This is a genomic window from Methylomusa anaerophila (assembly GCF_003966895.1).
GTDB classification, from domain to species: Bacteria; Bacillota; Negativicutes; order Sporomusales; family Sporomusaceae; genus Methylomusa; species Methylomusa anaerophila.
On sequence record NZ_AP018449.1, the window covers coordinates 1100714 to 1115451 of the forward strand.

The 14738-nt window shown below is 51.7% G+C and carries 11 protein-coding genes; 1 reads left to right on the forward strand and 10 read right to left on the reverse strand.

Annotation, left to right across the window (positions count from 1 at the left end):
• Positions 1-320 precede the first annotated feature (320 nt).
• The 7 genes from MAMMFC1_RS04905 to recQ all read right to left on the reverse strand — a co-directional run bounded on the left by MAMMFC1_RS04905 (position 321) and on the right by recQ (position 8998).
• Entirely contained in the window at positions 321-947 is a 627-nt protein-coding gene (locus tag MAMMFC1_RS04905; RefSeq protein WP_126306982.1) for a DUF3793 family protein, read from the reverse strand.
• A 74-nt stretch (positions 948-1021) separates the two neighbouring features.
• Complete coding sequence (locus tag MAMMFC1_RS04910) at positions 1022-1351, reverse strand: YnfA family protein (protein WP_126306983.1); 330 nt, start codon at positions 1349-1351, stop codon at positions 1022-1024.
• A gap of 9 nt (positions 1352-1360) precedes the next feature.
• The gene (locus MAMMFC1_RS04915; RefSeq protein ID WP_126306985.1) at positions 1361-1654 is read right to left on the reverse strand and encodes a DUF2325 domain-containing protein; all 294 of its coding nucleotides are present in this window, start codon (positions 1652-1654) and stop codon (positions 1361-1363) included.
• Between the two features lie 208 nt (positions 1655-1862).
• A complete protein-coding gene (locus MAMMFC1_RS04920; protein WP_126306988.1) occupies positions 1863-3041 on the reverse strand; it encodes a M20 metallopeptidase family protein in 1179 nt (392 codons plus the stop codon).
• Between the two features lie 219 nt (positions 3042-3260).
• Entirely contained in the window at positions 3261-5057 is a 1797-nt protein-coding gene (locus MAMMFC1_RS04925) for a helicase-associated domain-containing protein (RefSeq protein ID WP_126306990.1), read from the reverse strand.
• A 33-nt stretch (positions 5058-5090) separates the two neighbouring features.
• Positions 5091-6806: a DNA repair helicase XPB gene (locus MAMMFC1_RS04930; RefSeq protein ID WP_126306992.1), complete on the reverse strand. Its 1716-nt coding sequence runs from the start codon at positions 6804-6806 to the stop codon at positions 5091-5093.
• 47 nt (positions 6807-6853) lie between these two features.
• Positions 6854-8998 (reverse strand): DNA helicase RecQ, encoded by a 2145-nt coding sequence (gene recQ / locus MAMMFC1_RS04935; protein ID WP_126306994.1) that lies wholly within the window; start codon positions 8996-8998, stop codon positions 6854-6856.
• A 263-nt stretch (positions 8999-9261) separates the two neighbouring features.
• On the opposite strand from recQ, the gene MAMMFC1_RS04940 reads away from it, so the two are divergent.
• Positions 9262-9765 carry a flavin reductase family protein gene (locus MAMMFC1_RS04940; protein ID WP_126306995.1) on the forward strand — a complete coding sequence of 168 codons (504 nt, stop codon included), beginning with the start codon at positions 9262-9264 and terminating at the stop codon, positions 9763-9765.
• 279 nt (positions 9766-10044) lie between these two features.
• On the opposite strand, the gene MAMMFC1_RS04945 is transcribed toward MAMMFC1_RS04940, so the two are convergent.
• The 3 genes from MAMMFC1_RS04945 to cydD form a co-directional block, all read right to left on the reverse strand.
• A complete protein-coding gene (locus MAMMFC1_RS04945; RefSeq protein WP_126306997.1) occupies positions 10045-10740 on the reverse strand; it encodes a DUF2225 domain-containing protein in 696 nt (231 codons plus the stop codon).
• An 80-nt stretch (positions 10741-10820) separates the two neighbouring features.
• Positions 10821-12596, reverse strand: coding sequence for a thiol reductant ABC exporter subunit CydC (cydC, locus tag MAMMFC1_RS04950; RefSeq protein ID WP_126306999.1), 1776 nt, complete (start codon positions 12594-12596; stop codon positions 10821-10823).
• Positions 12597-12845: 249 nt separating this feature from the next.
• A complete protein-coding gene (gene cydD, locus MAMMFC1_RS04955; RefSeq protein ID WP_232035673.1) occupies positions 12846-14582 on the reverse strand; it encodes a thiol reductant ABC exporter subunit CydD in 1737 nt (578 codons plus the stop codon).
• Positions 14583-14738: the final 156 nt, after the last annotated feature.

Sequence of the window (14738 nt, forward strand, 5' to 3'; positions counted from 1 at the left end):
TCTTAATTCCTGATCCCTGTTCCCTGCTGTCGCGGGCAGGCGTCAACAACGGGAATAATTGAGAAAAAAGAGAGCCGGGCTTTTTTATCGCTGGCAGTTTAAGCTTGAACTTAGAGTTGAACTTCAGGTTGACCCACTCCTATTAAGAAAACGTGAAGCATTTTCGAACTGTGAGGCTTAGAGGCTTTTAAAGGCTTAATTGATTATAATATACATTCACATTCGATTCGACAACGTTCCGCAAAATCCTTTCTACGCTACGAAAATTTAACAAAATGTTCCTGTTTACAGCTTTTGGGTTGTTGCCTGTGGACAAGACACTAGGCAGTTTGCTCATAATAACCCAAAAGAATATTATGTGGATTCACCCCGTTTTGCAATATTTCCGCCACTACCCGTTTACTGTCGTTAATTTTCCGCATCAAGGTCAGGGAAAGCTCCGGGTCGCCGTAGATACACCATAAACCCTTGCAGCTGCAATATTCTTTACTAATACCCATAAATCCCAGAACATCTTTCAACGGGATTCCCAGCCATAACCCAATTTCGTGGGGACATTCTCCCTGATAACGCTTTTTCAGGTAAGCCATATTCTCACTTAAAGAACATTCGGGTTTATAACCGTGAGCAGCTAAAAAGCGGCAGTTCTCACCTTTCTTTAGCCATTCCTCCAGCAATTGCGGCCGATAAAACAGGATTACCCTCTTGCGGGCGCATTCCCGCAAAACCACCCATTCAATTCCCGACCGACGAAGAAAACCGGGCCCATATTGCTGCCAAAAAGACAGCCGGGGAAAACTGAAACTATCAGACAGTGAAAGTAATGTTGCCGGTTTATAGCCGTGAATGGTCGGCGCCAATTCCACAACCAGCCACCGAAAGAAATAGGCGGGACACTTTCGGCTTTCGCCCTTTAATAACGTTTCACCGGTATGCATGTTCTTCATACTGAAACTAGGCCCCCTTTCCCCTATACTCTACTTCACTCTGTTATAGTCATATGTAAATAAATACCGATTGGTCACCCTCTGGGCCACCACATTATGATTACCACCCCGATAAGCGCTATTGCGCCTCCCAACAGGTCGTACCGGTCCGGGGTTACCTTATCTACCGCCCATCCCCAGAAGATGGACAGTACAATGAAAATACCGCCGTAAGCCGCGTACACTCTCCCAAAGCCGGGCGCCTGCAAGGTTGGAATTATTCCGTAGACCGCAAGAATTACAGCGCCGAGCAGGCCATAATACAAGTCCTTTCCTTCCCGCAGCCACAGCCAGATTAAATAACCGCCGCCGATTTCGCATAAACCGGCCAATATAAAATATAGGAGCGATTTTATTATTTCCATCACAATCTCCTACCTGCCGATAATCCCCTCGGACTTCAGTTTTTCCGCAACTGAAGTCCATGATCGCTTGGCGAAGATCAAGGGAATAGAGTGGGCTTTAGCCAAATTCTTCGCCATAGCTGCAGTATTATGATTTATATAGTCTGTCAAAACTAATACCGCGTCAGTTTTCTTGGAAATTGCCAATTTCGCTTTCGCCGGTGAATTGCGCCCGGAAATATGGGTCAACTCCTGGACCCCGACAGCATATAAATTTTTCTCAATGGAACCTAAATGATCACCGCCAATAACCACAATCGACATAATTAACCTCCACTACAATTAAGTAATTTTCCCTTGCCCATAAAACACGGTTGGTTATCGATATTGATAATTATTATCATTTATTTTTATTGTAACCCGGTGCGAGCCGGATTGTCAATACTGATACTATCAATTTCATCAAAGGAATTGCTTTGCAGCAGCTGAATCCGCCGAATCTCTGCCCCTTTTGGCGCAGGGGATGCACCTCCTAACCAGTCAGGTCAGCCAATATTTTAAGAGTCGTTCGCAGTAAGATCTCTGCGCCATGAATCATTGCTGTCTCGTCAAAGTCAAACTGCGGGTGGTGATGAGGACTGACAATACCCTTCGCGGCGTTGCCTGCGCCCACCAACCAGAATGCTCCCGGCACTGTTTCAAGGTAGTAGGAAAAATCCTCACCGGCCATTACCGGCTTGATCATCCAGACATTTTCCTCCCCCAGCGCCTCCTGTCCGGCGGCGGCGGCGATTGCCGCAATTTCCGGATGATTAATAACCGGCGGATATCCCCGGTAAAATTCCAACTTATGGTTAGCGCCATACGCCGCGCATATGCCTTTCACCATTTCCTCGATCCGGCAAAAAATTGTCTCTCGGAGCTCCAGGTCAAACACCCGTACAGTTCCTTTGATCACGGCGTTATCGGCTATAATATTGTAAACCTTCCCGGCTTGAAACACTCCCACCGACACAACGGCGGCTTCCTGCGGGTTAATATTCCGACTGACAATGGTGTTGAGAGCGTTGACAATCTGTGCCCCTACCAGAATTGCGTCCACTGTCTGCTGCGGCATGGAGGCATGACCGCCTTTGCCTAAAACGGTAATGCAAAATTCGTTGGCGGATGCCATAATGGGCCCGTAGGTTATGCCCATTACTCCTAACGGCAACGGCTGCCAAAGGTGTATTCCCAATATGGCGTCAACACCGCTAAGTCCGCCCGCATTAATCATATTTAGCGCTCCTCCGGGCAGATGCTCTTCACTGGGTTGAAACAGAAAACGGACGTTACCGCTAAGCTCCCCTTTTCGATCAGACAGTACCTTAGCTACCCCAAGCAATGTGGCCATGTGACCGTCGTGACCGCAGGCATGGCAAACACCGGGAACTTGAGAGCAGTATGGCTTATCCAGTTCATCATGCAAGGGGAGAGCGTCCATATCGGCCCGCAGCGCCACGGTTTTCCCCGGCCTGCCGCCGGTTAGTTCGGCGACAATGCCCGTGCCGCCGCATTTGCGGGGCTCAAGTTCCAGTTTCCGCAGTTCATCCATAATCTTCGCCTGGGTTTTTTCCTCCTGCCCGCTGAGTTCAGGATTGATATGAAAGTAGCGCCGCATTGCCACCATGTATTCAAATTGGTTGTTTATCTGCTGTAATAAATCTAACATTTTAACCCTCCCCCGAGGCTGGTTGAAAACGCCCATCTGCGTCGTTGCCTAAGCTTCCGCCGGTCTGTTAATGTCAGCTTATCTTATAGTAGGCAGCTAATTGGCACGATGAAGGCCGCATATGCAACGGTGGTCCTCACACGTACACAATTCGTACGCCTCCGGCCTCGGAATCCCAGGCGCCTAGCATCTGAACATTTTGAACCAGCCTCCCTAATTTTAGGATTTTTTGTCTCTATTTTGCAGCCACTCGATGATCTCGGCCCCGCCTGCCACTCCCGGCGGCGGCACTCGTCCCTTTCTCTCCAGCCATTTGCGCACCACCGCTTCACCCTCTTCCTTTATAAGAATGGTCCGCAGCCCGACCTGGCCCAGAATCACCCCGGCCAATCTGGTTTGAACAGCCAGTTCGGCCGCGTCTTCCGATGTGTCACAGGCAACTATCATACTCTTGCCGACTATTGCCCGGCCATAGGAGGCGCCCCATTCTTCCAGCATACTCAGGAGAATGCCCGGCGGCGGCGATTTGCTTTGAGCAGTGATGGCCTGTTGCAAATTATCCAGCTTAATGCCGGCTTTTAAGGCCCGAACCACGGTTTCTTTTTGAAACTTACCGATAATAACATACTGCTGATTTTCACCACTGCCAAAAACGGAAAGCAGCCAAATCAGTTCCGGCGGCGCATTTTGCGGAACAATAAAAGTCATATCGTTTTGCAAAATCAGTTCATTGTCAAGACACGGCGGCAATAAAGCTTCCCAACTGCTGACCAGCCCTTCGCCGGCATTTGTCAGTTTCCCTTCCATCACCTCGTCGATAACTCCGAAGTATTGACTGAAATGCTGTTCAACCGCTTTTTTGTCCCTGGCTTTAACTATCCGGCCCGCTACTTTCCCTAAATCGGTCAAGTACCACAACGATCGCAGCCTCTCCTGTTGTTTGGCCCAAGGGGTGGGCAGGCTAACCTCCCAGCTTGCATACAACCCCAAAGACCGTAACGGTTCCATAAACCAGGCCGACAAATACTGCTCCTGGCGGTCATAGTCGCCATAAGCCATATTTGACAGGTTATCGAGCTGGCTAATACGTTTATACAAGCTTACAGGCGATACACCGTGTCCCTTGATGTAAGTTGACTCCTGAATAAGCGCCAGCGCTAAACGAACCCCGCCGAAGCCCGCATAGCGGTGCACCACATTGAGATAGGCCAAAAAAGCCGCCAATAGCCTGAGATGAAAAGGTATTCGCAGAAAATCCAGCCATTTATCCACATTTAAGTTTAACCACCTGGCATTGCCGTCAACTTGTTCCGTCAAAGCGCCGACCGCCTGCAGCAAGTAAAGCAGCATCCACAAAGGTACGGGATAACGATTATTTAATAAAGCCGACTCCCATCCCTGGGCAGCTGCCGGATTCAAACGGGTTAGCAGCCGTTTTAAGGCTGATTTGTTCATAAGTCTTTGATTGGTTAATTTCGGTTTTTCTGTGAGAATAAAAGCTGCCGTCTCAATTAGATCTTGCTGCCAGACCGGAGCCGCCGCCGAAGTGCAGGATAAAACCGGCTGCTCTGCCAGAAAAAACCGCTCATAATCCGACAGCCACCTAATTTGCCTGGCTATTTCGGGCAAAAGCAGAACCACCTGCTCGCCCTCATCGGCTCCCTCAATTAACCAGCCTTTATTGATAAGAATACGAACGGCTTTTTCCACTTTGGCCGGCTGTTCCTCCCCCAGCTTGCCGGACAAATCTTTTACCTGGACAGCTTTGCCGGGTTGGGAGGATAAACTGGCCAGCACCGTTTTAGAAATTGGTTCCAAACGGCTAAACGGTGCGAAGAAGGCGGCATAATCATTTATGCCGGCCCGCAGGCACTCAATCAAATTGGGGGACCGGTACCAGTCAAAACCGCAAAATAGATAGGCTATATTCCCCAGAGCATTCATATTGGTTTTAGCAAGCATTTCGATGGTATAAATGCCGCCGGTTTTCAGCGCTACAACTTTCTTCGGTTGCACCGCTTTTCCGCCTCCTTCCGCAAGCACAGGCCCTTAACTTAAATCAATAATCTCATACCGGTATCCCTGCTCCGCCAGAAACAATTGACGATGATGGGCAAATTCCTGTTCCCGGGTATCCTTGGACACTACGCTGTAAAAATACGCGCCCCGGCCATTCGCTTTGGGCCGGAGGATACGTCCCAAGCGCTGGGCTTCTTCCTGCCGGGAGCCGAAAGCGCCGGAAACCTGAATGGCTACCCCGGCGTCCGGCAAATCGATGGCGAAATTAGCCACCTTGGATACAACCAGCACCGGAATTTGGCTCTGCCGGAACCTTTCATACAGTTCATCCCGTTTGGCGTTTTTGGTTTTACCTGTAATCAATGGCGCGTTCAGATGGGCGGCGATTGTCTCCAACTGCCTGATGTATTGGCCGATAATCAATACCCCTTCCGCCGGATGCCGGGCGAGGATGTCCTCGATGGCCCTCAGCTTGGCCGGGTTTTCGGCTTCCAGCCGGTAGGCGGTTTTTTCCGGTGACTGGGCGCATTCCATACGCAGGGCGAAATTCAACGGCACCCTTACTTCAGTGCAGACGGCTTCGGCTATCCAGCCGGCTGCTTCCAGTTCCCGCCAGGGTATATCCAGTTTTTTCGGTCCAATCAATGTAAAAACATCGGTTTCCCGCTTATCTTCCCGCACTAATGTGGCAGTAAGCCCCAAACGCCGCATGGTCTGAAGCTCGGCCGTAACCTGAAACACCGGCGCCGGTAAGGTGTGCACCTCGTCGTAGATAATCAGTCCCCAGGAACGGGCGTTAAAAAGCTCAAAGTGGGGAAAAGGTCCGTCGGAGCTGGGGCGGTAGGTGATCATTTGGTAGGTGGCAACAGTAACCGGCAGAATATTCTTCGTCTCGGACGAATACTCCCCCACCTGATCTTCCGTCAATCCAGTCTTATCAAGGATTTCCCGCACCCATTGACGCACCGCGGTAGTGGAAGTGGTCAGAATGAGGGTATTCATGTTAATCAAACTCATAATTCCCAGACCAATGATGGTTTTACCGGCGCCGCAGGGAAGAACCAAAACACCGCTGCCGCCTGTTTCCCGCCCGTTGGCGTAAAAAATATCCGCCGCCTGCCGCTGATAATCCCTAAGCGCAAAAGGACGTCCGGCAGAGGTTGTGCCGGCGAGGCGTATATGTAACGGCTCACCGTCGATATAACCGGCTAGGTCCTCCACCGGAAAACCAACCTTAACCAGCGCCTGCTTTACCATCCCCCGCCTGCCGGCAGCCACCAGCAGCGTATAGTCGTTAAATCGCGAAGCGAAAAGGTGTTTGGTCTCCTTGTGTCCGGCAATTGCGGTGATGGTAGGCAGGTCATGGGAATAAAGATATAAATAATCGCCGGGAACGAAAGACCTGCCCTTGCCGGCTGCCGACAGTTCCGGCGGCGCCGCCAGCAGTTTTACCAGGCCGTATCTCCCCATGTAGGATGCAATATCCCGTCGTACATTATCCGGTAAGGGAAACTTCACATACTCATCCAGAAAGGCTATCACCTGGCCGGCTTTCAGTCCAATCGCCGCCGCATTCCAAAGGGACAGCGGCGTAATACGGTAACTGTGAATATGCTCCGGACTTTTTTCCAGATCGGCAAATTGCGCCAGTTCAGCTCTGACTGTCTCAAACTTCGGATGATACGCCTCCAGCAGTACGGAAAAATCACCTTGCACAATTAACGGGTTGTCGGCTCGATATTGCATAACTACCTCTCTGTATGTTCTCTGTTTCTCTGTGGTTTCGTCATACCTTATTCTGTACTAGTCAATCTGTTGCGGTGCTTTATGATAACGGCTTTGATGTTCAAATAGCTGACTTCTTCCGGCAGAGCGTCTTTCAGCGGCCTGAGCCGGTCGGCGCCAAGCTCGTTAATTTTCGCCAGTATCATCGGCTCATACTGCAACGGAATAAAATCATCCCAGTTTAAACACTGGCCTTCCGCAGCACACCGCATGAGATGATCCTCAATCGTAACAGCTTTCAGCCCCCGCGATTTTGCGATTTCCGCCAGCGGGATCCCTTGCCGGTACATCTCTAATGTGACCAGGTGACTGGGGGTTTTATCCGCCTGTTTTTCGCTAATGTCATCCTCCCGGCTGACTTGCGGCCGGACCAGGCCGTGGCCGGCGGCGTAATCCCGGATAACAGCCAAAAACCGTTCGCCATAGCGGGCCGCTTTCATTTCCCCCACCCCTTTGACTTGCCGCAGAGCCGTCATATCCGCAGGCAGTTGCTCGCCCATCTCTCTTAAGGTGCTGTCGGGAAATACGATATAGGAAGGTATGCCTTCGCCGGCGGCAATCTCCCGCCGCAGGGCTTTGAGCTTGTCAAACAGGGTATTCTCGCTAACTGGTTTTACCCTCCGTCGCAAAATCTTTTGGGTCACCGCAGCCTGACCTTTCAGTACAGGTATTGCCTTGGCTTTGATCTTAACGACCGGGTATTCCCCCTCGGCCAGACCTAGATAGCCTTCGGCAATCAACAGATTAATCAGATCCTTAATCTCCTCAACTGAGCGATCCTTGAGCAAACCATAAGTTGACAAACTATCAAATTTCAATTGCAGCACCCGCTTATTTTTTGAGCCTTTTAAAACATCCGCGACCAGTGTTACGCCGTAACGCTCCTTCATTCTTATGATGCAGGAAAATATTTTTTGCGCGTCCACAGTAATATCCACTGCTTCCCGGTCGTCGCTGCAGGTGCCGCAATTGCCGCAATAAGCCGGAACGTCGGTCTCGCCAAAGTAATGCAGGATATATTGCCTGAGACAACGGGTAGTATGGCAGTAATCCATCATGTCATGCAGCCGCCGGTATTCATAAGTTTTCCTTTCCTCAGTGGCGTTTTGCGATTGCTCGATGAGGAATTTCTGTACTTGCACATCCTGCGCTGAATAGAGGAGGATACACTCCCCCGGCTCACCGTCCCGGCCGGCCCGGCCGGCTTCCTGATAATAGGCTTCCAAGTTCTTGGGCATATTATAATGCAGCACATAACGCACATTGGATTTGTCAATACCCATGCCGAAGGCGTTGGTGGCCACCATCACCTTGATATTGTCATACACGAATTCATCCTGCGCCCACGTTCGTTCCTCATCGGTCATGCCGGCATGATACCTGCCGGCAGCCAGCCCCTGGCTGCGCAAAAATGCGCACACACTGTCCACTTCCTTACGGGTGGCGGCATAAATGATACCGGACTGATCGACATGATCGGCCGCGTAATTTTTCACAAAAGCAAGCTTATTTTCGCCCCGCAGAACGGTAAAAGACAAGTTCTCCCGGTTAAAGCCGGTAATGAAGATGCTAGGATTGGCAAGTTCCAGCAGCGATACCATGTCGGCGCGGACAGTCCGGGTTGCCGTGGCCGTAAATGCCGCTACTACCGGCCGTTGGGGCAAAGAACTGATAAAAGGCCTGATCCCCCGGTAGCTTGGCCGGAAATCATGCCCCCAGGTCGAGACACAGTGGGCTTCATCAACCGCTACCAACGACAGCCGCAAAGGCGCCAACAGGCGGCAGAACTTCTCTGATTCCAGCCGCTCAGGCGCCACATAGATCAACTTAAAATCTCCCCGCCGGGCCCGGAAAATGCGTTCATCCGTCTCCCGCTGACTGAGGGAACTGTTGATAAATGCAGCCGGTATGCCCAGTCCGCTCAAATCATCCACCTGATCTTTCATCAGGGAAATAAGCGGTGAAATAACCAGGGTTATCCCCGGAAACATCAGGGCCGGGATTTGAAAACATACGGATTTGCCGGCCCCGGTAGGCATGATGGCCAAAGTATCCCTGCCGTTTAATATGCTGTCAATAATTTTCTCCTGACCACTGCGGAACTCAGGATAACCATAGTATTTTTGCAATAAATTTTGTGCTTGTTTCAACATATATAAATTCCCCTTGTGAAAGGATTTTTCCCTCAAAACGGGAATACCATTACTAATGAGTGGTATTTTGCTCAGATCTTGGATTGCCACGAACTGCTCAAAAATCGTCAGATGCTAGGCGTGACGAGAACCGGAGCGTAGGCGTACTGGCAAGTACGTTGGAGCGAGGATCGCAGGAACAACGACGCAGATGGCGGTTTTTCAGCAGTTCCCGCCTTTAAGGCTGAGTTACTATTATTTTAACACATTAGGAGGGTAATAGCATGTCCGAACAACTATCCTATGGGACTTACGCCGCTAAAGCGGCCGAATTGATGGCCAAAAATGCTTTTATGACCACATCCTATGGCGGCAAGCACAATACCATGACCATTGGCTGGGGTACGGTAGGCATCGTCTGGCAGAAACCCATTTTTATCGCCCTGGTGCGCCAGTCCCGGTTCACCAAGGGACTGGTGGAAAAAAGCGGCGAATACACCGTAACCTTTCCCCTTGCCGACATGAAGGAAGCTCTGGCCTTCTGCGGCGCCAATTCAGGACGGGATATGGATAAGCTGGCTGCCGCCAAGCTGTCGGTAAAACCCGGGCAAGCCCAAGGTACCCCCATCATTGATATCCCCGGGCTCCAGCTGGAGTGTAAGGTAGTTTACAGGCAGACCATGGACCCGGCCGCCCTTAACGCCGATTATAACGCCAAAATGTATCCGGGCGGGGATTATCATACTTTGTATTATGGTGAAATCGTTGCCGCATACATAACCAAATAGGCGGGAAAAAGGGCGGCCCGCAAAAACGGAAGCCGCCCTTTCATTCAGTATATCTATGGAAAAGACCAGCGCATTTTGAATTGCGTTGGTCTTTTCAGCTTGTCGACAAACCCCAGGCTGTTCAAAAACGAGCATAGCTAGGCGCACCGGAAGAGCCCGCCGCGCCACGTACTCAGGGGTACGCAAGCAAGGGCTCTGAGGAGCAACGACGCTAGGCGAAGTTTTTCAACAGCCTGAAAAGACCAACGCATTTGAATTGCGCTGGTCTTTTGCGTTCACTCACTTCGCCATAGTATTGACTTTTTCCCGGTCCGCCCGCATTTGCTGCCACGCCTCCCGGGCCAGAGCGGCAATGCGGGGTTCCTGCTTAACAGCCGGATTTCCCACCACTTTATTTAAATAGGCTGATGCTTTGCCGTATTGACCGGTCCTGTGGGCCAACTCCCCAATAAGATAAGTTACCGCCATTTCCGACAGCGTCCCGCCAATTGGCAGCCGCTCCCGGGCTAATGCCAGCTCATATAGTTCACAGGCCTTGGTGAGCGCCGCCATTTCTTCCGCTGCTTGTTCAGACTCGCGGTAAATCCAGCCTAGTTTCAAATACAAATCAGCTTGCCAGCTATACGGGCTGGCGATCAACTCGGCATAAAAAATTGCCAACTTGTAAGCGTTAATCGCCTGCTCGCGCGTACGCTCGCCGCAGAAGTTGACATTAACTTGCCTCGCCGCCAGAAATTTTTGAATTTGGTCTTTCGCCGCTGCGGACATCATCTCGCCGAAACGGGCTTCGCCGGCGGCGTAGCCACAGTGGGGGCAAACCCAAACAGTATAATAATAAGGGTTAATATCTTTAAAATGAGCGCAAAAATCAGCGTCCTGACTGACCATGACCTGTCTGCTTCGCACCTTGGTAACCCGGAAGTTCTTTTCACAAACCGGGCAGTTCTTTTCTGCTTCATAAGTTGGTGCTACCATGTATACCGCCTCCGTGCTAACATGCCTATCACTCCATAAATATACATTATCACAAAATTCGACAAGGTCAAGCTTTTATTTCAAGTTTTTCTGTCAAATTCAGCCTCGCTGACCCCGTCAGCCAATACGTTCTGTTGCAGCGACCACATACGATAGTAAATGCCTTTTGCCGCCATAAGCCGGTCCCATGTGCCCCGTTCAGCCACCTGTCCGCCGTCAAGCACCAATATCTCATCCATTGTTTCAAGGCCGGCCAAATGGTGGGTTATCAGCATTGTCGTCCGCCCAGCCATTACCTGCAGTATGTTATGCATCGCCTTTTGGGCTGTTGCGGCGTCAAGAGCGGCGGTGGGTTCATCCAAAAGAAGAATTGGACTGTTTTTTAGCAGCACCCGGGCCAGAGCTATGCGCTGCCGCTCGCCCCCTGACAGGGCCAGTCCGTTGCGCCCAACCATGGTATCCATATTTTTCGGGAGAGTGCGCAGCCAATCCGTTAATTCCGCCGCGCGAACGGCTGCAGCCAGTTCAGCAGGCTTAGCCGCCGGCCTGGCCAACAAAATATTATCGCCAATGCTGGCGTTAAATAAGTAGGTATCCTGTCCAACATAGCCAACCAGGTCGCGCACCGTCGCCGCCGGTATTGCGTTCAAAGACCGTCCGCCCAGCAATATTTCTCCCTGGCGATACTGCCACAATTTCAGCACCAACCCGGCCAGAGTGCTTTTACCCGCACCGCTTGCCCCCACAATCGCCAGCCGTCTTCCCGGCGGCAGGGAAAAAGAAACGTTGTTAAGAACACGCTTGGATTGCGGTTGATAAGAGAAAGCAAGGTTTCTCACTTCAATAGATGGGACCAGGTTCTCAACCGCTGCCATCTCCCGTGATTCAGTTACCGCCGCCTGAGTATCGGCTACCTCCAGCAGCCGCCTGGCAGCCGCCAGACTTTCTTCCAGGTGATAAACCACAGACGGCAGCGGTAATACAGCCTCAAAAGCACTCTGCACCGCCAGGGCCAGCGCCGCCAGCCATACACCGGGCAATTCGCCGCTCCGCACCAACTGAATACCCAGCACGACGGTAACAACCATGGTAATATTCATACCCAGAAAGCCGGCTGACTCTGCTAATACATTTGCCTGATTTGCTTTATCCTGCCTGCTTGCCAGGCGCTCGCTCAAAGCGGTTATTTTATTCATCTGGCCACTTATCCGGTCAAAGGCGGCCAAATCGCCCATTCCCTGGATGGTGTCAGCCAACGCCGCATTGAGAGCAGCCCTCGCCGCCACCGCTTCCTTGCCTGCCTGCCCGCCCCACCGGCTAATGATCGCCGGTCCCAGCAAACCGAAGAAAATCATCAGGGCAATAATCACCCCGGTTAGACCGGCGGCAATATACAGGGTAAAAAAAACAACCCCGGCCAGGGACAGGATGGCAACCAGCGGCGGATACAGGACCCGGAGAAAGAAGTATTTCAGGGTCTCTACATCGGCCACCATTCTGGTAAACAGATCACCCGACCTATAGCCTGCAAGACCTGCCGGCGCCAGCGGCTCGACCGCCTTATACAGCCAGACGCGGATACAAGTGAGCATCCGGAAAGTAGCGTCATGGGTCACCCATCTTTCCATATACCGGAAAACCGCCCGGGCTATACCGAAAAATCGTACGCCAACTATAGCTATGGACAACTCGGAAACTGCCGGCTGGAGGGCCGCCGCCGCAATCAGCCAGGCCGACACTGTCATTAAGCCGACATTAGACCAGATGGTCAGGCAGCCCAGCAAGGTCGAAACAATAACGAGGCTCACTATACTATGGCTGCTCGCAATTATTTTCAAAAGCCGCCATATACTCATAAACCCACCTCATTTTTTTCTCAATCTATAAAGATGCAGGTTATCAGCAGCCACGAACTGCTCAAAAATCGTCAGATACCGTTGCATATGAAAAAGACTTATTGTGATCATATTTGCTAATTACAGATCGACTATCATAGTCAGACCGCCGAGGCGACGAGTACTGGAACGCAAGCGTACTGGGATGTACGCTGGAGTGAAGCACGCAAGAACAACGACGCAGATGGCGGTTTTTCAGCAGTTCCCACCTTAATGTAAATCGTAATCCCCTTTAAAAGCTGTAACCAGTTGATAGTACAACCCCTTATACGCCATCAGCTCCCGGTGACTGCCGCTCTCGGCTATTTTTCCCTCTGACACCGCCAGAATGCGGTCAACCTGCCGCACCGTTGTCAGCCGGTGGGCGATAATAAGTGCCGTCCGACCGACCAGCAGCTTGTCCATTGCCGCCTGAACCGCGCTTTCGGTGGCTGGGTCAAGACTGCTTGCCGCTTCGTCCAAAATAATAACAGGCGCATCCTTTAAAAAAGCCCTGGCAATAGCCAAGCGCTGTCCTTCCCCGCCGCTTAAACCTCTGCCGCCTTCTCCCACCACGGTATCATACCCCTGGGGCAAATCAAGAACAAAGTCGTGAACTCCGGCCAGCCGGGCGGCTGCCATCACCTCATCCATGGCGGCCGCCGGCTTGCCAAGCCGGATGTTTTCCGCCACTGTTCCAAAAAACAAATGGGGCCGCTGGGGTACCACCGCCACGTTCTTTAACCAGTCGGACCGATTCATGTCACTCAGCCTGATATTGTTAACCGTAATCATGCCGGCATCCGGGACAATAAAGCCTAGCAACAGGCTAATCACCGTGCTTTTCCCCGCTCCGCTGGGCCCAACCAGGGCAACCTTCTCCCCCGGCTCCAGATGGAAAGACAGTCTTTCTATGGCCGGACGGTCTTTTCCCGGGTAGGTGAAACTAACCTCCCGGAAACCGATACTTACCTTTTCCCGTACCGGTAAAGACGCGCTGCCGCCTGTTAAGCCGCCACCCGTTAACGACAACAGGCGGAAAATATCCGCCGCTGAAGTTTTACCCGCCAGGCCGGCGTGGAAATGGGTTCCTAACTGCCGCAAAGGCAGGTAATATTCCGGCGCCAGCAGTAGTACAAAAAAGGCGCTGTAAAAGGTAATATCCCCGTAAAGCAGTCTGATTCCCATGGTCACCGCCACCAGCGCCGTACTGATGGTGGCCAGCAGCTCCAACGCCAGCGCCGACAAAAACGCCACTTTGAGAACCTCCATGGTGGCGTCCCGGAACTGGCCGCTCAGGCGGGCGATGACTTCGGCTTGCTCCCGGCTGCGGTTGAACACTTTCAAAGTCAGCAAACCGTTCAGCACATCCAAAAAATGAGCAGACAAATATTGCATGACCGCCCACTGCCTGACATTCATCCGCTCGGCCAGGCGGCCGATAAGGATCATAAAGACCGGAATCATCGGCGCTGTGACCAGCATAATCAAAGCGGAAGTAATGTCCAGCGGCCCAACTACCAGCAAAATCAGTGCCGGGATGATGGCCGCCCGGACCAGTTGCGGCAGGTAGCGGGAAAAATATGCCTCCAGGTTTTCCACTCCCTCGCCTAAAACATTGATCAGCTCACCGCCGGATTGGTGCGAAAGCGCCACCGGGCCAAGATGCAAAATATGGCTTGCCAGGCGCTGCCGCACCGCCACTTTTATCACCGTTGCCAGGCGGAAAGCCAGCACTCCCTCCAACCAGACCGATCCGGCCCTGATAAATATAATTGCCGCCAGTACAATCAGCAGTTGCCGGACAGCGGCCAGGTCTTTTGCCTCTAAAAAAACGCCGTTAATGATTTGGCTTAAAAATGCGGCCTGAAGCACAGCCAGTATGCCGCCGGCCATTCCCAACCCCGCCACAATGGCGGTCAACCGCCACTGTCCCATCGCTTCCCGTCCCAAATTCCGGTCAATCACAACGAACCTCCGAATTCGAATTACGTAAAAATCCGTAAAATCCTAAGCAATTCCTTGCCTTCCTTGCCTTATAGTATACTACAGTGCTGCCTGAATTTCGACATATCCCGGAATTAACGCAATTATTAAGATTCCGTGATAGTTTTGTAACAATCA